This window comes from Streptomyces sp. NPDC058691, assembly GCF_042714775.1.
GTDB lineage: Bacteria > Actinomycetota > Actinomycetes > Streptomycetales > Streptomycetaceae > Actinacidiphila.
The window spans coordinates 1-19,237 of record NZ_JBHXSO010000076.1 but is presented as its reverse complement, the minus strand read 5'-3'; the positions used below and the strand labels follow the sequence as shown (position 1 = coordinate 19,237).

General features: G+C 73.1%; 17 protein-coding genes. 10 read left to right on the top strand and 7 right to left on the bottom strand.

Features of this window, described 5'->3' with window-relative positions:
* The first annotated feature begins 169 nt into the window (after positions 1-169).
* Genes nth through ACFWVC_RS34775 form a run of 3 tightly spaced genes read left to right on the top strand, consistent with a single transcriptional unit; the run spans position 170 to position 2,908 of the window.
* Positions 170-991, top strand: a complete 822-nt coding sequence (gene nth, locus ACFWVC_RS34785) for an endonuclease III (protein ID WP_384296814.1) — start codon at positions 170-172, stop codon at positions 989-991.
* Entirely contained in the window at positions 988-1,683 is a 696-nt protein-coding gene (locus tag ACFWVC_RS34780; protein WP_384296783.1) for an NUDIX hydrolase, read from the top strand. Before nth ends, ACFWVC_RS34780 begins: the two co-directional genes overlap by 4 nt.
* Before the next feature lie 22 nt (positions 1,684-1,705).
* Positions 1,706-2,908 (top strand): MarP family serine protease, encoded by a 1,203-nt coding sequence (locus ACFWVC_RS34775; protein ID WP_384296782.1) that lies wholly within the window; start codon positions 1,706-1,708, stop codon positions 2,906-2,908.
* 366 nt (positions 2,909-3,274) lie between these two features.
* On the opposite strand, the gene ACFWVC_RS34770 is transcribed toward ACFWVC_RS34775, so the two are convergent.
* The 6 genes from ACFWVC_RS34770 to ACFWVC_RS34745 form a co-directional block, all read right to left on the bottom strand.
* Positions 3,275-4,198, bottom strand: coding sequence for an alpha/beta fold hydrolase (locus ACFWVC_RS34770; RefSeq protein ID WP_384296781.1), 924 nt, complete (start codon positions 4,196-4,198; stop codon positions 3,275-3,277).
* A 12-nt stretch (positions 4,199-4,210) separates the two neighbouring features.
* The gene (locus ACFWVC_RS34765; RefSeq protein WP_384296780.1) at positions 4,211-4,681 is read right to left on the bottom strand and encodes a phage holin family protein; all 471 of its coding nucleotides are present in this window, start codon (positions 4,679-4,681) and stop codon (positions 4,211-4,213) included.
* A 58-nt stretch (positions 4,682-4,739) separates the two neighbouring features.
* Complete coding sequence (nhaA, locus tag ACFWVC_RS34760; RefSeq protein ID WP_384296811.1) at positions 4,740-6,098, bottom strand: Na+/H+ antiporter NhaA; 1,359 nt, start codon at positions 6,096-6,098, stop codon at positions 4,740-4,742.
* 234 nt (positions 6,099-6,332) lie between these two features.
* Complete coding sequence (gene acs, locus ACFWVC_RS34755) at positions 6,333-8,294, bottom strand: acetate--CoA ligase (RefSeq protein WP_384296779.1); 1,962 nt, start codon at positions 8,292-8,294, stop codon at positions 6,333-6,335.
* Positions 8,295-8,476: 182 nt separating this feature from the next.
* A complete protein-coding gene (locus ACFWVC_RS34750; protein ID WP_384296778.1) occupies positions 8,477-10,828 on the bottom strand; it encodes a SulP family inorganic anion transporter in 2,352 nt (783 codons plus the stop codon).
* 235 nt (positions 10,829-11,063) lie between these two features.
* A complete protein-coding gene (locus tag ACFWVC_RS34745; RefSeq protein WP_384296777.1) occupies positions 11,064-12,044 on the bottom strand; it encodes an ATP-binding protein in 981 nt (326 codons plus the stop codon).
* A 216-nt stretch (positions 12,045-12,260) separates the two neighbouring features.
* Between ACFWVC_RS34745 and ACFWVC_RS34740 the strand changes: the two genes are divergently transcribed.
* Positions 12,261-13,091 (top strand): oxidoreductase, encoded by an 831-nt coding sequence (locus tag ACFWVC_RS34740; RefSeq protein WP_384296776.1) that lies wholly within the window; start codon positions 12,261-12,263, stop codon positions 13,089-13,091.
* Between the two features lie 362 nt (positions 13,092-13,453).
* On the opposite strand, the gene ACFWVC_RS34735 is transcribed toward ACFWVC_RS34740, so the two are convergent.
* Positions 13,454-14,278: an HAD family hydrolase gene (locus tag ACFWVC_RS34735; protein WP_384296775.1), complete on the bottom strand. Its 825-nt coding sequence runs from the start codon at positions 14,276-14,278 to the stop codon at positions 13,454-13,456.
* Between the two features lie 743 nt (positions 14,279-15,021).
* Here ACFWVC_RS34735 and ssd point away from each other — a divergent pair.
* From ssd to ACFWVC_RS34705, 6 genes are all read left to right on the top strand, one after another.
* A complete protein-coding gene (gene ssd, locus ACFWVC_RS34730) occupies positions 15,022-16,071 on the top strand; it encodes a septum site-determining protein Ssd (protein WP_384296809.1) in 1,050 nt (349 codons plus the stop codon).
* The gene (locus ACFWVC_RS34725) at positions 16,068-17,222 is read left to right on the top strand and encodes a TadA family conjugal transfer-associated ATPase (protein ID WP_384296774.1); all 1,155 of its coding nucleotides are present in this window, start codon (positions 16,068-16,070) and stop codon (positions 17,220-17,222) included. Before ssd ends, ACFWVC_RS34725 begins: the two co-directional genes overlap by 4 nt.
* Entirely contained in the window at positions 17,219-18,124 is a 906-nt protein-coding gene (locus ACFWVC_RS34720; RefSeq protein ID WP_384296773.1) for a type II secretion system F family protein, read from the top strand. The genes ACFWVC_RS34725 and ACFWVC_RS34720 overlap by 4 nt, the downstream gene beginning before the upstream one ends.
* Positions 18,121-18,897, top strand: coding sequence for a type II secretion system F family protein (locus ACFWVC_RS34715; protein ID WP_384296772.1), 777 nt, complete (start codon positions 18,121-18,123; stop codon positions 18,895-18,897). The genes ACFWVC_RS34720 and ACFWVC_RS34715 overlap by 4 nt, the downstream gene beginning before the upstream one ends.
* 60 nt (positions 18,898-18,957) lie before the next feature.
* Positions 18,958-19,095 (top strand): DUF4244 domain-containing protein, encoded by a 138-nt coding sequence (locus tag ACFWVC_RS34710; protein ID WP_384296771.1) that lies wholly within the window; start codon positions 18,958-18,960, stop codon positions 19,093-19,095.
* Positions 19,082-19,237, top strand: a 156-nt coding sequence (locus tag ACFWVC_RS34705) for a TadE family type IV pilus minor pilin (protein WP_384296807.1), incomplete at its 3' end; no start/stop codon positions are given. The genes ACFWVC_RS34710 and ACFWVC_RS34705, both read left to right, overlap by 14 nt.

Genomic DNA, 19,237 nt, shown 5'->3' with positions numbered 1-19,237 from the left:
GTGCTCGCGGGAGAGTGCCCCGGGGGTCCTTTCGGGGGCTGGATCGTGGCAGTCCGGGGCGATTGTCGGTGCCGAGGCTTAGGCTGGCCGGGTGTCTGATACGCCGAGCGTGCGCAGGAAACAGCAGGGTGGAGGGGCCGAGCGGGTGACGGCGGCGGACGATTCAGCCCTGAGCGAACAGGCGCCCGCGAAGCCCGCCGGCGGCCGGGCGCGGGGTGCCCGAGGGCCCGAGTCGCGCCTCGCGACGGTGCGCCGGGCCCGCCGCATCAACCGCGAACTCGCCGAGCTGTATCCGTACGCCCACCCCGAGCTCGACTTCGAGAACCCGTTCCAGCTCCTGGTGGCCACCGTGCTCTCGGCGCAGACCACCGACCTGAGGGTCAACCAGACGACTCCCCGGCTCTTCGAGAAGTACCCGGCGCCGGAGGACCTGGCGGCGGCCGACCCGGAGGAGCTGGAGCAGCTGATCCGGCCCACCGGCTTCTTCCGCGCCAAGGCGCGCTCGCTGCTCGGCCTGTCCGCCGCGCTGCGGGACCGCTTCGGCGGCGAGGTCCCCGGCCGGCTGGAGGACCTGGTCACCCTGCCCGGCGTCGGCCGCAAGACGGCCAACGTCGTCCTGGGCAACGCGTTCGGCGTCCCCGGCCTCACCGTCGACACCCACTTCGGCCGGCTCGCCCGCCGCTTCGGCTGGACCGCCTCCGAGGATCCGGAGAAGGTCGAGCAGGACGTCATGGCGATCTTCCCGAAGAGCGAGTGGACGATGGTGTCCCACCGGCTGATCTTCCACGGCCGCCGGATGTGCCACGCCCGCCGCCCGGCCTGCGGGGTCTGCCCGATCGCCCCGCTGTGCCCGTCGTACGGGGAGGGCGAGACCGATCCGGAGAAGGCGAAGAAGCTGCTGAAGTACGAGATGGGCGGTGCCCCGGGCCAGCGGTTGAAGCCGCCTCCCGGTTTCCCGGGCAAGGCGGCGCCCCCGCTGGAGGTGGAGTGACCGGAGCACGCCATGGCACCGACGGCATCAACGGCGTGGAGGTGCGGCGCGAGGGCCTGCCCGAGTGGCTTCATCCGGTGGCCCGCGCGGTCGACGAGGTACAGCCTGAGCAGCTGAGCCGCTTTCTGCCGCCGCCCACCGGGGGCCGGGCCTCCGCCGTGCTCGTGCTCTTCGGCGAGGGCGCCGAGGGGGGACGCCCCGAACTGCTCCTGATGGAACGCGCGGCCTCCCTGCGTTCGCACGCCGGGCAGCCGTCCTTCCCCGGCGGTGCGCTCGACCCCGAGGACGGCGACCCGGAGGGCGCCGGACCGCTGCGCGCCGCGCTGCGCGAGGCATGGGAGGAGACCGGCCTCGACCCGTCCGGGGTGCAGCTCTTCGGTGTGCTGCCGCGGCTGTACATCCCGGTGAGCGGCTTCGTGGTGACGCCGGTGCTGGGCTGGTGGCACACCCCCAGCCCGGTCGGCGCGGTCGACCTCGCCGAGACCGCACGGGTGTTCGCGGTGCCGGTCGACGAGCTGACCGACCCCGCCAACCGCGTCACCGTCAGGCACCCCAGCGGGTACCGCGGGCCGGCGTTCCAGGTCGGGGGCGCCCTGGTGTGGGGCTTCACGGCGGGCCTGATCGACCGAATTCTCCACTTCGCGGGCTGGGAGCGGCCTTGGGATCGGGCAAAGACGGTCCCGCTGGGTTGAGTGGCCATGAGACGGTGTGCGGGTGAATGTGCTGGACATCGTGCTGTTGCTGGCCGCCGTGTGGTTCGCGATCGTGGGCTACCGCCAGGGATTCATCGTCGGCGTGATGTCGGTGATCGGTTTCCTCGGCGGTGGGCTGGTCGCGATCTACGTGCTGCCCGTGATCTGGAACGAGGTCACCGGCAACTCCGCCCCGGGCACGGTCGCGGTGGTCGCCGCGGTGGTCCTGGTGATCGTGTGCGCCTCGGTCGGCCAGGCGTTCACCACGCATCTGGGCAACAAGGTCCGCACACACGTCAGCTGGTCCCCGGCGCGCGCCATCGACGCCATCGGCGGGGCCCTGGTCAACGTCCTGGCCATGCTGCTGGTCGCCTGGCTCATCGGCTCGGCCCTCGCCACGACCACCACGCTGCCGACCCTGGGCCGCGAGGTCCGCTCGTCCAGGGTGCTGCTGGGCGTCGCGCGGATCGTGCCGCCGGCCGCGGACACCTGGTTCGCGGACTTCAGTTCCGCCCTCGCGCAGAACGGACTCCCCCAGGTCTTCTCGCCGTTCGGCACCGAACCGATCACCGACGTTCCCGCGCCGGACCCCGCGCTCGCCGGCAGCCGGGTGGTCGGCGAGGCCCGGCGCAGCATCGTGAAGGTCGTGGGTACGGCGCCCAGCTGCGGCAAGGTGCTGGAGGGCACCGGCTTCGTCTTCGCGCCGCACCGGGTGATGACCAACGCCCACGTCGTCGGCGGCGTCGACAACCCCACCGTGCAGATCGGCGGCGCCGGCCGGGTGTACGACGGCAAGGTCGTGCTCTACGACTGGCAGCGCGACATCGCCGTCATCGACGTCCCCGAGCTGACGGCGCCTCCGCTGACCTTCACCGGCGGCGACGCCAAGTCCCGCGACGGCGCGATCGTGGCCGGCTTCCCGGAGAACGGCGGCTTCGACGTCCGCGCCGCCCGGGTGCGCGGCCGCATCTCGGCGACCGGCCCGGACATCTACCACCGCGGCACGGTCCACCGCGACGTCTACTCCCTGTTCACCCTCGTCCGGCAGGGCAACTCCGGCGGGCCGCTGCTGACTCCCGACGGACGGGTGTACGGCGTCGTCTTCGCCAAGTCGCTGGACGACGCGGACACCGGCTACGCCCTGACGGCGGACGAGGTCCGTGCCGACGTCCAGGCCGGGCGTACGGCGAACCGGCAGGTCGACACGCAGGCGTGTGCCCTGTGAGAGCCCGTGCGGGCGGGGTGCGTCCGCCGGTGGCGGGGGAGTCCGTCAGCCGGTGCGGGTATGCCGCAGGCGGGCGCCGACCCAACGGGCCCGGCGCCTGAGGATGTGCGGGATGCCGAGCGTCGAGTCGTCGCCCGGTCGGTGGTCCGGGGCCGCGGTCCCGGTGGTGATGCGCGCTCCGTTGGCGCGGCGATCGCGTGACACGTCACGGTAGTCGTGCGTCCAGCCCATACCGAGCTGTCTGCCCGGGGTCCAAGGTCGGTAATCGCCTGCGAGTCCATCAATTGGCCTATGCGTCCGGCATTTGGCCGATGGTCATATTGGATTAACGGTTGAGGGTGACGGTCGAGGATCAGAAGACGAGCATCAGCGGTCGGGCTCGGGGTCCTTGAGCCAGTTGATCAGCTCGGCCGAGAAGGCCGCCGGGTCCTCCTCGTGCGGGAAGTGCCCGAGCCCCTCGAACAGCCGCCAGCGGTACGGTGCCTCGACGTACTCGCCGCTGCCCGCGGCGTGCCGCGCGCGCATCGCCGGGTCGAGCGAGCCGTGCAGGTGCAGCGTCGGCACGCGCACCGGGCGCTTCATCCGGCGGTTGAACTGGAAGCCGTCCACCCGGGCCAGCGAGCGCACCATCCAGCGGTACGGCTCGATCGAGCAGTGCGCCGTCGACGGGATGCTCATCGCGCGCCGGTAGACCTCGACGGCCTCGTCGTCCGGCACCCGCGGCCCGGACCAGTCGCGCAGCAACTGCCCCACGAGCGCGGCGTCGTCGGCGACCAGCCGGCGCTCGGGGATCCACGGCCGCTGGAAGCCCCACACATACGCCCCCGCCGCGCTGTGCCGCAGGTCCGACAGCATCGCCGTACGCCAGCGCCGCGGATGGGGCATCGAACTGACCGCCAGCCGGCGCACCAGCTTGGGCCGCATGGCCGCCGCCGTCCACGCCAGGTAGCCGCCGAGGTCGTGGCCGACCAGCGCGGCGTCCGGCTCGCCGAGCGAGCGGATCACGCCGGTCACGTCGAGCGCCAGGTTCGCCGGGTCGTAGCCGCGCGGGGTGCGGTCGCTGCCGCCCACCCCGCGCAGGTCCATCGCGACCGCGCGGAAACCCGCGTCGGCCAGGGCCGTCAACTGGTCCCGCCAGGTCCACCAGAACTGCGGGAAGCCGTGCAGGAGCAGCACCAGCGGTCCGTCGCCGGCTTCGGCGATGTGGAAGCGTGCTCCGTTCGCCGCGACATCCCGGTGGGTCCAGGGCCCGTCGATCCGTACCACCGAGGAACTGTCAGCGACCGTCATGCCTTGAGCGTGTCACACCTTGGCGTCGAGCGTGTCCTCGGTTTCCGGCCGCGGGTGCGGCTTGACGCTCTGGAGCACGGCCGCGGTCTCCTTGGCGGAGGCGATGCTGCGCTCCGGCTTCTTGATCTTCTTGAACTTCTGCATCGCCAGCAGGCCCAGCAGACCGGCCACCACCAGGAAGGCGCCGCCGACGATCAGGAACGACCAGGCGAGCCCCAGTCCCAGGTTGTGGATGCCGTAGGCGGCGGCGAAGCTCAGCACGGGCAGCGCGAACAGCGCCAGGATGCCGGCCGCCCCGATCGCCCCGCCGCCGATGCCGGCGCGCTTGGCGTCCTGCCGGAGTTCGGCCTTGGCGAGGGCGATCTCCTCGTGGATCAGCTCCGAGAGATCCGCCGTCGCCGCGGCGAAGAGCTGGCCGAGACTGCGGCCGCCGTTCGCGGTGACGGTCACCGCCACGGGCTTGTCCACGTCCGCTGGGCTCATCGCGTCCTCCGTCGTTCGTCGCTTCTTCGTGAAGTCATAACGGGCAAGTGGGTTACGGCTACCCCCTGATCATGCCCGACTCATCCTCGTCCCCGCCGCCGGAGCGCGCCACTTCCGCGAGCCTGCGGTGCTCGGCGGCCTTCGCCTCGTGGATCGCCGCCATGCGCAGATGGAACTCCGGGTTGCCCCATTCGTAGACGTCGGGGATGCCGTCCCGGTCGGTGTCCCGCTCCTCGTCCTCGCACATGCCGCGGTACTTGTTGTCGCGCAGCTTCAGCAGGACGGTGGCGAACACGGCCGCTGTGCACGAGCCCACCAGTACCGCCGCCTTGACCTCCGGCATCAGCACCTCGTCCCCCGCGAAGGCCAGCTCGCCGATGAGCAGCGACACCGTGAAGCCGATCCCGGCGAGCGATGCCACCGCCAGGACGTCCGCCCACGCGAGGTCGGGATTGAGCTCCGCCCTGGTGAAGCGGGCCGCCAGCCAGGTGCCGCCGAGGACGCCCACCACCTTGCCGACCACCAGCCCGAGCACCACGCCCAGCGTCTCCGGACGGGTGAAGACCTGCCCCAGCGCTCCCCCGGTGACGGGCACTCCGGCCGAGAAGAGCGCGAACAACGGCACCGCGAACCCTGCCGACACCGGCCGCACCAGATGCTCGATCCGCTCGCCTGGCGACTCCTTCTCGCCCTCGCGGTGGTGGCAGCGCAGCATCAGGCCCATCGCGACGCCCGCGATGGTGGCGTGCACTCCACTGGCGTGCATCAGCCCCCAGTTGACCAGGGCCAGCGGCACGTAGACGTACCAGCCGCGGACTTCCTTGCGCAGGAGCAGCCAGAAGAGGAGGAGGCCGGCGAAGGCCAGGCCGAGCGCCGCGAAGTCGATGCCGCTGGTGAAGAAGACCGCGATGATCAGGATCGCGAGGAGGTCGTCCACGACGGCCAGCGTGAGCAGGAAGGCGCGCAGCGCGGAGGGCAGCGAGGTGCCGATCACCGCCAGCACGGCGAGCGCGAAGGCGATGTCGGTCGCCGTCGGCACCGCCCAGCCCTGCAGCGTGCCCCCGCCCGCGGCGTTGACCACCGTGTACACGACCGCGGGCACCGCCATACCGCAGACGGCGGCGATGACGGGCAGCGCCGCGGCGGAGGGGGTGCGCAGTTCACCGACGGCCAGTTCGCGCTTGAGCTCGATGCCGGCGACGAAGAAGAAGACCGTCAGCAGGCCGTCCGCGGCCCAGTGGGCCACCGACAGGTCCAGGTGCAGCACCGCGGGGCCGAAGTGATGGCCGACGGTCGCGGTGTACGAGGCGCTCACCGGGCTGTTCGCCCAGACCAGTGCCGCCACCGCGGCCAGGAGCAGCAGCACGCCGCCGACGGTCTCCGCGCGCAGCGCCTCGGCGACGTAGTTCCGCTCCATGAGCGGGACGCGCCCCAGGAAGACGGAACGGCGGCGGCTGGACGCGTTCACGGGTGGACCTCCGGTCGGGCGCGGCAACGGCTGTCACCTCGCCTTCCGCGTCCACCCTGATGGGCGGGGATGCCTGGCCGCTCCGATGTTGCTCACATTACGGACATACCGGATGGGCCGCAGGTGCGCGCGGACAGACGAAAGGCCCCCGTAGGGGCCCCTCGCCTGTGCCGCGGAGTGTGCTCAGTCCTCGCCGGGGGCGGAGGGGAGCTTGGCCTGGATGAGGTCCATGACCGTGGAGTCGGTCAGCGTCGTCACGTCGCCGAGCTGGCGGTTCTCGGCGACGTCCCGCAGCAGGCGGCGCATGATCTTGCCGGAGCGGGTCTTCGGCAGCTCCGCCACTGTGAGGATGCGCTTCGGCTTGGCGATCGGGCCGAGCGTCTTGCCCACGTGGTCGCGCAGCTGGGCGATCAGCTCGTCGCCGTCGTCGCCCAGGGCGGAGCCGCGCAGGATCACGAACGCGACGATCGCCTGGCCGGTGGTGTCGTCGGCGGCGCCGACGACGGCGGCCTCGGCGACCTTCGGGTGCGAGACGAGCGCCGACTCGACCTCGGTGGTGGAGATGTTGTGACCGGACACCAGCATCACGTCGTCGACCCGGCCGAGCAGCCAGATGTCGCCGTCGTCGTCCTTCTTGGCGCCGTCCCCGGCGAAGTAGCGGCCCTCGAACCGGGACCAGTAGGTGTCCAGGTAGCGCTGGTCGTCACCCCAGATGGTGCGGAGCATCGAGGGCCACGGCTCGGTCAGGACGAGGTAGCCGCCGGAGCCGTTGGGCACCTCGTTGGCGTCGTCGTCCACGACCGTCGCGGAGATGCCGGGCAGGGCGCGCTGCGCCGAGCCGGGCTTGGTCTCCGTCACACCGGGCAGCGGGGAGATCATCATGGCGCCGGTCTCGGTCTGCCACCAGGTGTCCACGATCGGGCAGCGGCCGCCGCCGATGTGCTCGCGGTACCAGATCCACGCTTCGGGGTTGATCGGCTCGCCGACGCTGCCCAGCACGCGCAGCGAGGACAGGTCGAACTTCGCGGGGATGTCGTCGCCCCACTTCATGAAGGTGCGGATCGCGGTGGGCGCCGTGTAGAGGATCGAGACCCCGTACTTCTGGACGATCTCCCAGAAGCGGCCCTGGTGCGGGGTGTCGGGGGTGCCCTCGTACAGCACCTGGGTGGCGCCGTTGGCCAGCGGTCCGTACACGATGTACGAGTGGCCGGTGACCCAGCCGACGTCGGCGGTGCACCAGTAGACGTCGGTCTCCGGCTTGAGGTCGAAGACCGCGTGGTGGGTGTAGGCGGCCTGGGTGAGGTAGCCGCCGGAGGTGTGCAGGATGCCCTTGGGCTTTCCGGTCGTGCCGGAGGTGTAGAGGATGAACAGCGGGTGCTCGGCCTCGAAGGCCTCCGGGGTGTGCTCGGTGCTCTGCGCCTCCAGCGCCTCGTGCCACCACACGTCGCGGCCCTCGGTCCAGGCGACCTCCTGGCCGGTGCGGCGGACGACGAGCACCTTGCTCACGCTCTCGGTGCGGTCGACGGCGTCGTCCACGGCGGGCTTGAGCGCCGAGGGCTTGCCGCGGCGGTAGCCGCCGTCCGCGGTGATGACCAGCTTCGCGTCCGCGTCCTGGATGCGGGCGGCCAGGGCGTCGGCCGAGAAGCCGCCGAAGACCACCGAGTGCGCGGCGCCGATGCGGGCGCAGGCCAGCATCGCCACGACGGTCTCGGGGATCATCGGCATGTAGACCGCGACCCGGTCGCCGGACCGGACGCCGAGCTCGGTGAGGGCGTTGGCCGCCCGGCTGACCTCGTCCTTCAGTTCGGCGTAGGTGATGGCCCGGGTGTCGCCGGGCTCGCCCTCGAAGTGGAGGGCCACGCGGTCGCCGTGGCCCGCCTCCACATGCCGGTCGACGCAGTTGTACGCCACGTTCAGCGTGCCGTCGGCGAACCACTTGGCGAACGGCGGGTTCGACCAGTCCAGCGTCTCGGTGGGCTCCTTCGCCCAGGCCAGCCGGCGGGCCTGTGCCGCCCAGAAGCCCAGCCGGTCGTCGCCCGCCTGCCGGTAGGCCTCCGCGGTGACATTGGCACCGGCCGCCAGGTCGGCGGGCGGAGCGAACCGGCGCTCCTCCTTCAAAAGGTTGGCCAGGCTCTCGTTGCTCACGCCGTGCTCCTTCGCAGGGGTCCTCGTGTGTCCCAGGCCATAGCTCACCAGCACGGGGGCGGGATGACAAGGGCTCGCGGCGAATATTGGTTTAGACCTGTCGGCTTCTGCCGGTGCGGCCCGCACGCACCCCGGCCCGCCGGCGGGTGGCCGGCGGGCCGGGGGACAGTGGGTGCGGCGGGTCAGCGGACCGGTGCCGGTTCCTCCGGCCGTACGGCCGCGAACGTGCCGGTCCCGGCGTCGAGGACGTACGCCTGGGCCTCCGCGACGTGGAAGTACATGCCGTGCAGCTGCAGGGACCCCTCGGCCACCCGGCGGGCGACGCAGGCGTGCGCCATCAGGTGGTCGAGCTGCTGGACGACGTTGACGAGGCTGAGCCGTTCGAGGTCGTCGGTCACCGGGCGGTCGGCGACCGCGACCTCGCCGCGCCCCAGCCGGCCGATCCGCTCCATCCGGGCCAGGCTCGGCCGTCCGTGCCGCAGCCAGCGCGCCAGCGGGGTCTGCGCGCCCGGATCCCGGCCAGCGCCGCCGAGCAGCGCCTGCATCGCGCCGCAACCGGAGTGGCCGCACACGGTGATGCTGTCGACCTTCAGCACCTCCACCGCGTACTCGATGGCCGCGCCGACCGAGTCGCACGAGGCGTCGCCACCGGGCGGCGGCATCAGATTGCCCACGTTGCGCACCGTGAACAGATCACCGGGACCACTGGAGGTGATCATGCTGGTGACCAGGCGGGAGTCGGCGCAGGTGAGGAAGAGCTGGGTGGGGCGCTGCCCTTCCCGGGCGAGCCGTGCCAGCTCCTCCCTGACCAGCGGGGCCGTGTTGCGCTGGAAGGCGCTGAGTCCGCCGACCAGTTGCCCTGCCCCGCCCGTCCCGGCGCCGGGCTTGGTGCAGTGGTGGTTGCGCCACGGCGTCCACGGGCGGCACGCGTGCGTGCTCGCCGGGACCGTGATCGGCGTGCCGGTGCGGCCGGTCAGCGTCGCCCAGCCGCCGCGCGCCCGGTGCGCCTCGCACCAGTGGTGCAGGCTCTCGTACGCCGCGTGGTCCATGAAGGAGCCGTCCAGCGAGATCACCGCGTCGGCCCCGTCCGGCACCTCGGCCAGCGCCCGGGTCAACCGGGGCACCGCCAGGAACGTCAACTGCCCGCGTACGTGCACCCGGTGGACCCCGGACTCCTCCAGGACCGTGATCCGGGTGTGGGTCAGCCGCCGCAGCGACAGGACGACCGCCACCACGATGCCGGTCGTGACGCCCGCGAGGACGCCGAAGGCGACGACCGTGGCCAGCGTGGCCGCGTACACCGGGAACTCCCGGTGCCGCTGCACATGCCTGATGTGCGCGAAGCTCACCATCTTCACGCCGACCACCATCACGAGCGCGGCGAGCGCGGCCAGCGGGATCAGCTCCAGCACCCCGGCCAGCAGCCCGGCGCACACCAGCACCCACAGACCGTGCAGCACCGTGGCCCGGCGGGTGCGCGCGCCGGCGGCGACATTGGCCGACCCGCGGATCGCGCCGCCGGCGATCGGCAGCCCGCCGAGCAGTCCGGAGACGACGTTCGAGGCGCCCTGGCCCAGCAGTTCGCGGTTCAGGTCGGCGCGGCCGCCGGTGCCGTCGCCCGGCTCGGCGCGGCCCGTGCGCAGCTTGTCGATCGCCACCGCGGACAGCAGCGATTCCATGCTGGCCACCAGTGTGACCGTCAGGACGGCGGCGGCGATGCCGGCGACCGGCCCGTGCGGCAGGCCCGGCAGCGACACCGCGTGCAGCGCCGGGAGGTCCACCCGGGGCAGCGCGATCGGCACGCCGACCACAGTCGCCGCCGCGATGGCGGCCAGCGGCGCCGGAAGGGTGGAACGCAGCGCCCGCCCCGCCCTCCCCGGCAGCCGCGGCCACAGGATGAGGACGGCCACGGTCACGGCCCCGACCAGCAGTGCCCCCAGGTGGGGAGCGGCCAACTGCCCCGGCAGCGCGGCCAGATTGGCCAGGGATGAGCTGTCCGGCCGCCCTCCGAGGGCGACATGGAGCTGGGCGATGGCGATGGCGGCGCCGATACCGGCCAGCATCCCGTGCACGATCGCGGGGCTGACGGCGAGCGCCGCGCGGGCCACCCGGGCCGCCCCGAGGGCGAGTTGGCAGAGGCCGGCGAGCACGGTGATGGCGCAGGTGGTGCGCCAGCCGTAGCGGTGGACGAGGTCGGCGGTGACCACGACCAGGCTGGTGGCGGCGCCGCTGACCTGGAGCGGGGCGCCGCCGAGCAGCCCGGCGACGATGCCGCCGACCGCCGCGGCGACCAGCCCGGCCTGCAGCGGGGCGCCGGTCGCGAGGGCGATGCCCAGCGACAGCGGGACGGCGATCAGGAAGACGGCGACCGAGGCGGACAGATCGTGCCGCCACAGGGCGGCGGGACGGCCACCGCGGGACTCCGGCGGCGGCTGGGGGTGCGGCCCGGGGGCTCGCGGCGGTTCCTCCGGGGAGCCCTGCAAGCGGCGGGGACGGCCGGGCGGCTGGGCTTTCGGCTGGTGCGTGGGGTGCATGTTCCCGTCTCCTCCGGGGCGGCGCGGCTGCGTGCGGCGTGCGCGTACGCGGTCGTGGTCACGGCTGTGCGGCGGGTGCTGTGCTGCGTAGGGGGTGTTTTGTGCCGGTGCGTCCGAACCCTGAGGCAACGATGTCGACGTAACGTGACGGTCTCGTTACTCTCAAGAGTCGGTAAATGGAGAGTAATCCACACAAAAGGTCTTTGGATGAAGATTCGCCCGTATGGGCGAGCGATTACCTCGTGAGGGTGAGCCGTTCGTCCAGCACGAAAGCCGGGTCGACCTGGGCGGCCAGATCGGCGCCGGTGCGCTCGTTCCCCCAGCTCTCGGCGTTCTTCAGGTGGAAGTGCACCATCTGCCGCGTGAAACGCTCCCAGTCCCGTGTCGCGTACGCGGCGTCCGCGGCCTCGTGCATCACGCGCAGCGCGCGGCGGTTGGCCTCCTCCAGCGACGCGAAGCAAGGCGGGCGGCCCTTCTCCATGGAGCGCACCCAGTCGGAGTGGCCGACCGTCACCAGCAGGTCGTCCCCGACCTCGGCCCGCAGGAACTCCAGGTCGTCCGGTCCCTGCACCTTGTTCCCGACGACGCGCAGCGCGACGCCGAAGTCCCGTGCGTACTCGCTGTACTGGCGGTAGACGGCGACGCCCTTGCGGGTCGGCTCGGCCACCAGGAAGGTCATGTCGAAGCGGGTGAACAGCCCCGAGGCGAAGGAATCGCTGCCGGCCGTCATGTCGACGACCACGTACTCGTCGCGGCCGTCCACCAGATGGTTGAGGAACAGCTCGACCGCCCCGACCTTGGAGTGGTAGCAGGCCACGCCCAGGTCGGACTCGCTGAAGGGGCCGGTCACCATCAGGCGCGCCTCGCCGCCCTCCAGGGACAGCGGGCGGGCGCAGGCGCCGTAGACCGGGTTGTCCTCGGTGACCCGCAGGAGGCGCGAGCCGTGCCCCGGCGGTGTGGTCTTGATCATCGTCCCGGCGGAGGCGATCCGCGGATTGGCGCCGCGGAGGTACTCCTTGATCTCCGGCAGGTGCGCACCCATCGCGGGGAAGGCGGCGGCCTGATCTTCGTCGAGCCCGAGCGCCGGACCGAGGTGCTGGTTGATGTCCGCGTCGACGGCGACCACGGGGATGCCGGCGGCGGAGAGGTGGCGGATGAAGAGGGAGGACAGGGTGGTCTTGCCACTGCCGCCCTTTCCGACGAAAGCGATCTTCATGTTCGATAAGCGTAGTCGCCGACATGCCGCGTTCCCGTAGCTCACGCCGGGAGTTCACCCGTCGGTGGACGCGGAGGTCCCACGGACGGCCCTGCGGTCGGGCGGGAGTCGGTCGTGCCATGGGTCGTGGGGCCGGTTCCGGAACCGGTCCCGGGGCCGGGTGACGAACCCCACTCGCGCGCCGGGGCGCCGGCCGGGGTGCGTAGGGTCGTACTCATGGGTACGACAGCTGATCCGCTCGCCGTTCTCGGCTCGCTCCCCGGAGTCGCCGATTCCGTGGCCTTCGTGCGCAAGGCCGTGGACCAGGCTTACGGGCACCGGGTGATGCGCCGACGCTCCGACGAGGTGGCCTCCGAGGCCGCACTGCGCGGGGCCCGCGGCTCGGCCGCGCTCGCCGGTGCCGACTGGGCGCTGGAGGAGATCCGCCGGCGCAGCGACTTCTCCGTGGACGGGGAGTCGCGCACCGTCGGAGCCGCGCTGCGGCTGACCGCCGAGTCCGGCCAACTGCTCGGTGTCTGGCGGCAGTCGCCGCTGCAGGCGCTGGCCCGGCTGCACCTCGTCGCGGCCGGTGGCACCGCCCCGGACGAGACCGTCGGCCGGCCGCGACTGGCGGGGGAGCCGGTCGACGAGCCCCTGCTGCAGGCGGCGGAGTTCCCGCTGCCGGAATCCTCGGAGGTCGTGGCCCGGCTCGACGGCCTCGCGGACCTGCTGCTCGCGGGCAGCGACGCGCCCGCGCTCGTCGTCGCGGCCGTCGTGCACGGCGAGCTGCTGAGCCTGCGGCCCTTCGGTGCGTACAACGGGCCCCTGGCTCGCGCCGCACAGCGCGTCGTGCTGGTCGGCAGCGGCCTCGACCCCAAGTCGATCTGCCCGGCCGAGGTCGGCCACGCCGAACTGGGCCGTGCCGAGTACCTGAAGGCGCTGCGCGGTTATGTCTCCGGGACCCCGGAGGGCATGGCCGCCTGGATCGCGCACTGCGGCCAGGCGGTGGGGCTGGGGGTCCGTGAGAGCGTCGCCGTCTGCGAGGCCCTGCAGCGGGGCGCTGCCTGAGGATGCCCGACGGGTCGTGAGGGCCGTGAAAGGCCTCTGGACGAAGTTGCGGCGGCACCCGGAGGTGCCGCCGCTGGCATGATCGTCGAGTTACCAAGCGTGCACGATGTTTGCCCATCAGGCCGGGTTCTTTGCCCTTGCCTGGTGCGGCCGGCCCGGTCAGCGGGTCTGCGTCGCGTGGGTGCCCGGTGGTCATGCTCGGTCCGTGGGGCCTGATACGACGGGGTTCCTCTCGGATGTCCGTGGTCTCGCGGGCCTTATGACCTTTGTACTGCACCTGCGGAGGAACCGGAAGCCCTCACCGCACTTCGTTGCATACCGGGACGAATGGTGCAGTGCTGCCGGATGCCTGCCCGCAGGGGTCAGGCCGTGCGGCGGCGCCGGGTGGCGTACCAGACGAGCCCGGCCGTCGCCGCCGCAGCGCCCACCGCGGCGAGCGCCAAGGCGGGACCGGTCGGGATCGCCAGCGACGGCACCCGCTGGTGCAGCCGCACCGGGCGGCTGAAGGTGAGGACCGGCCACTCGCGGGACACCGCCTCGCGGCGCAGCCCGCGGTCCGGATTGACGGCGTAGGGGTGTCCCACCGCCTCCAGCATGGGGATGTCGGTGACGGAGTCGCTGTAGGCGAAGGACCGCTCGAGGTCGTAGCCCTCGGAGTCGGCGAGCCGGGCGATCGCCTCGGCCTTGGCCGGGCCGTAGACGTAGTGATCGATGCGGCCGGTGTAGCGGCCGTCCTCCACCGTCATCCGGGTGGCGACCACGTGGTCGGCGCCCAGCATCTCGCCGATCGGCTCCACGACCTCGGCGCCCGAGGCGCTGACGATGACGACGTCGCGGCCGGCCAGGTGGTGCTCCTCGATGAGCGAGGCGGCCTCGTCGTAGATGATCGGGTCGATGAGGTCGTGGAGCGTTTCGGCCACGATCTCCCGCACTTGCTGCACATTCCAGCCACGGCAGAGCTCGGAGAGGTACTTTCGCATCCCCTCCATCTGGTCGTGGTCCGCGCCACCGAGCAGATACACGAACTGGGCGTACGCGGTCCGCAGCACGGCGCGCCGGTTGATGAGGCCGCCTTGATAGAAGGGCCTGCTGAACGCCAAGGTGCTCGACTTGGCGATCACCGTCTTGTCGAGATCGAAGAACGCGGCGGTGCGCGGCGACAGGTGGTTTTCCACGAGGACGAGCATAGGGACCCACCATTCGGCGTAAGGTCGGGCGCGTGGGTTTGCCTGAGAAGGCCTTCGGGTACACCATGGAAGTCACGGATCGTTCGCGACCGTGCTAACCCGGTCTGGCTCCTCCCCCCCCGAGTCGGACCGTGGGGACGACCCCCGCTCTCCCCCCCGGCGGGGGTCGTCGCATGTCCGGGGACACTTTCAGCGTTGAGGCCCGGGTGGCCCCGCTCCGTTTTCCGCACTCCACCGCCGTCGGCGGGTGGATGTCGCCATGCCCCTGATGGTCACTGTGTGTGACCGAATGTATTCGTTGCGAATCCGGTGTGCCGTCGGGTGGAAGTGGCCGAACTCACCCGTATGGGTGGGGGAGATATCCACAACCCCTGAGTTATCCACCGATTCGCATCAAGATCAACAACTTTCGCCAACTCGCGGGACTCTGGCCGTAAATGTTGCGCCGGAGATGTGCGCGGCGCTTATGCCCGGTGCCGTTGTGGCGGCCGGAGCGAGCGAGGAGGGCGGGGTAGATCGTGGCCGATTCAATCAAAGGTGGGGCAAAGGGAGCGCGGGGCGATAATCCGGCAACCGGCAGGCTGTCCGGAAGACCGCCCGGAACATCTCCGCGACCAGGGCCGGGGACACGATGGGGGGCGAGAGCGGAAGCCGCGTCTCCTCCCGGAGTCCCGGGGCGCGCCGACCCGGGCGACCCGGGCGACCCGGGCGACCCGGCCGGCCCGGCCGGCGGCGGAGGGCCGCTGATCGTCACCGAGGACGGCGACCTGCTGGACGACCTGCTGCGGCTGTGCGCGGCGGCGGGTGCGGAGCCCGAGGTGGTCTTCGGCGCACCGCCGGGGCCGCGGAGCTGGGAGCGTGCCCCGCTGGTGCTGGTGGGCGCGGACGACACCCGGCGGCTGTCGGGAACGGCCCGGCGTCGCGGCGTGCTCCTCGTGGGACGGGATCTGGACGACCCCGATGTCTGGCGGCGTGCCGTGGACGTGGGCGCCGATCACGTCGCCTTCCTGCCCGACGCCGAATCCTGGCTGACCGACCGGATCGCCGACGCGGCGGAGGGCGTCGGCGACCCGGCCCTGACGATCGGGGTCGTCGGCGGCAGCGGCGGCGCCGGGGCCAGCACACTCGCCTGTGCGCTGGCCGTCACGGCGGCGCGCACCGGGCGCCGCACCGTGCTCGTCGACGCGGACCCGCTCGGCGGTGGCCTGGACGTGCTGCTCGGCGCGGAAAGGGTGGCCGGACTGCGCTGGCCCGACCTGGCCGAGTCCCGGGGCCGGGTCAACAGCGGCGCGCTGGAGGAGTCGTTGCCGCGTGCTCATGCCCTGAGCGTGCTGAGCTGGGACCGCGGGGACACGGTGACCGTCCCGCCGCAGGCGATGCGGTCGGTCATGGGCGCGGCCCGGCGGCGCGGCGGAGTGGTCGTCGTGGATCTGCCGCGGCGGATGGACGAGGCCGTGACCGAGGCGCTGGCCCAGACGGACGTGGGCCTGCTGGTGGTGCCCGCCGAACTGCGGGCCGTGGCGGCGGCGGGCCGGGTCGCCTCCCGGATGGGCATGGTGCTGCGGGACCTGCGGGTCGTCGTCCGCGGGCCCTTCGCCTCCGGGCTGAGCGACGAGGCCGTCGCCGACCTGGTGGGCCTGCCCCTCGCGGGTGAGCTGCCGGCCGAGCCCGGGTTGCCCGCGTCCCTGGACGGAGGCGAACCGCCCGGGGGCGGCGAGCGCGGGCCGCTCGCCCGGTTCTGCTCGGCGTTCCTGGCGGCCGCCCTGCCGAGCGGCGGGAGCGTGCCCGCATGAGCGCCGACATGATGGCCCCCGGGCTGCTGGACGCCGTGCGGTTGCGGCTCGCCGCCGCCGGTGACGAACCGACCCCGGCGGGGGTGGCCGCCGCCCTGCGGGCACAGGGCCGATTGCTCGGCGACACCGAAGTCCTGGACGTGGTAGCCGCGTTGCGCTCGGAGATGGTCGGGGCCGGTCCGCTGGAGGCACTGCTCGCCGAGCCCGATGTCACCGATGTCCTGGTCAACGGGCCGGACGAGGTGTGGGTCGATCGCGGCGCGGGGCTGGAGCGCACCGGGGTCCGTTTCCCGGACGCGCTCGCGGTTCGACGGCTCGCGCAGCGGCTCGCCACGGCCGCGGGCCGCCGCCTGGACGACGCCCGGCCCTGGGTGGACGCCCGCCTCCCGGACGGCACCCGGCTGCACGCCGTCCTGCCACCGGTGGTGGTCGGCGCCCCGTGCCTGTCGCTGCGCGTCGTGCGCACCCGCGCGTTCGCCCTGGAGGAGCTCGTGGCCGCGGGCAGCATGGACCGCGGCACGGCGGCGCTGCTTCGGGCGGTGCTCGACGCCCGCCTGTCCTTCCTGGTCTCCGGTGGTACCGGTTCCGGCAAGACGACCCTGCTGAGCTGCCTGCTCGGCCTGGTCGACCCGGGCGAACGCATCGTCCTCGCCGAGGACTCGGCCGAGCTGCGGCCCCGGCATCCGCACGTCGTCCGACTGGAGACCCGGCCCGCCAACCAGGAGGGCGCCGGTCTTGTCACGCTGCGGGACCTCGTACGCCAGGCCCTGCGGATGCGGCCGGACCGGCTGGTCGTGGGCGAGGTGCGCGGACCTGAAGTGCTCGATCTGCTGGGCGCGTTGAACACCGGACACGAGGGCGGCTGCGGCACGGTGCACGCGAACGCCGCCGGCGACGTCCCGGCGCGGCTGGAGGCCTTGGGCGCCGTGGCCGGGTTGGACCGGGCCGCCCTGCACAGCCAGTTGGCCGCCGCCCTGTCGGTGGTCGTGCATCTGGTCAGGGACCGCTCGGGGCGGCGTAGGGTCGCCGAGATCCATGTGCTGGAGCGCGGCACGGACGGCATCGTCGGCACCGTTCCCGCTCTCCGCGACGGTGAACGAGGGCCCGGATGGCCGCGGTTGGCCGGGCTGTGCGAGCGGGGTGCGGCATGAGCGCCGTGGTGTTCGTCGCCGTGCTGTGCGCGGGCGTGGCGGCGTGGGTGCTGTGTGGACGGGACAGGGCGGTGCGCCGGGCGCGGATGCTCCTGGCGGGCCCCTGGGAGCCCGTGGGGCCCGTGTACGGGTCCTTGGGGCTGCGGAGGCTGGAAGGGCGCGCGCAGGCCCTCCTGGAGCCGTTCCGGACCCGTTTCGGCTGGCGGCTCGGACGTGAACTGCTGTGCCTGCCGGCCGGGTTGGTGGTCGCGGTGCTCGCGCACTCGGCGGTGCCCGCGGTGCTGGCGGCCGGGGCGGTGCCGCTCGTGGGGCGATGGCTGCGCGGGCGCGAGTCGCGCGCGGTGGCGGAGGAGCGGGCGTCGGCCGTGGGGGCGTTGTGCGCGGCTGTCGCGGGTGATCTGCGGGCCGGACTGGCGCCGCAGGCCGCGCTGGCCGGGGCGCTGCTGCGGGAGGGATGGCCGGACAGGTCCGCCCTCGCTGACGCCGCGTTGCCGCTGCTGGCGGCCGCACGCTTCGGCGGTGATGTGCCGGCGGCCCTGCGGACGGCCGCCCGCTCCGACGGCGCCCAGGGGCTGGCCGGGGTGGCCGCGTGCTGGCAGGTCACGGTGGACGGCGGTGCCGGTCTCGCGGACGGCCTGGACCGGATCGCCGCGGCCCTGCGTTCCGAGCGCGACCAACGGGAGGATCTGGCAGCCCAATTGGCCGCGCCGCGCTCCACCGTGCTGATGCTCGCGCTGCTGCCGTTGTTCGGGCTGGTGCTGGGCACCGGGCTGGGCGCGGACCCGGTGGGCACGCTGCTGCGCACCCCGTTCGGGCTGGGCTGCCTGACCGCCGGCGGACTGCTGGAGTGGGCCGGGCTGGCCTGGACCGCGCGGATCGTGCGGACGGCGGAGGCGTCATGAGCGGCGAGTTCATCCACAGGCTGGGGATCGTCGCGGCGGTCGTGGCCGCCGCCCTGTGCACGGCCGGGGCGCTGGCCGCGGCCCGGCGTGAGAGGGCGGCCCGACGCCGGAGCCGGCAACTTCTGGGGGCCCCGGCCCACCACGCCCGCGCCCGGGTGCGGCCGCGGTTGGACGCCGTGCGCACGTGGGCGCCGGTCGCCGGTGTCGCGCTGGGCGCCCTCGCGCTGGTGGGCGGCCTGCCCGGCTGCCTCGCCGGGCTCGTCGCGGCGTACGGCATGCGGCGGTGGCAGCGCAGGCGGCGCAGCGACGGGGACACGGACCTGCTCCGGGCGGAGCGTCAGCTTCCACTCGCGGCGGATCTGCTCGCCGCCTGTGTGGCGGCCGGGGCTGGTCCGCGGGAGGCCGCGGAGGCCGTCGGGCCGTCCCTCGGCGGACCGCTCGGCGAGGCCCTGACCCGGGCCGCCGCCGAACTACGGCTGGGCGGCGACCCTGCCGAGTGCTGGGCCCGGCTGGACCGGCTCGGCTGCCGGGAGCTGGCGCGCTGCATGGAGCGAGCCGCGACGACAGGGGTACCGCCGGTCGAGGAGATCTCGCGGCTCGCCGCCGGCTGCCGCGCCGCGCACGCCCGCTCGGGGCTCGCCCGGGCACGGCGCGCGGGAGTGCTGATCACAGCCCCGCTGGGGCTGTGCTTCCTGCCGGCCTTCCTCCTGGTGGGGGTCGCGCCGGTGGTCATGGGACTGGCGGGGGCCATCCTCGCCGACAAGACGATCTGAGGGGGAGTCATGCGATTTCTGAGGAAGTTGGCGCGCCGGTGCAGGACCGGCGAGAGCGGGATGACGACGGCCGAGTACGCGGTCGGCACCCTGGCCGCCTGCGGCTTCGCCGCGGTGCTCTACAAGGTGGTCACCTCGGGTGCGGTGAGCGCCGCGCTGAGCGGGCTGATCGAGCGGGCCCTCGATGTGGCGTTCTAGGCGGGCCCGGGACGGCGGTTACGTCACCGCGGAGGCCGCCGTCGTCATCCCGTCGCTGGTGCTCCTGACGGCGATGCTGCTGTGGGGACTCGCGGCCGCCGCCGCGCAGATCCGGTGTGTCGACGCCGCGCGGGCCGGGGCC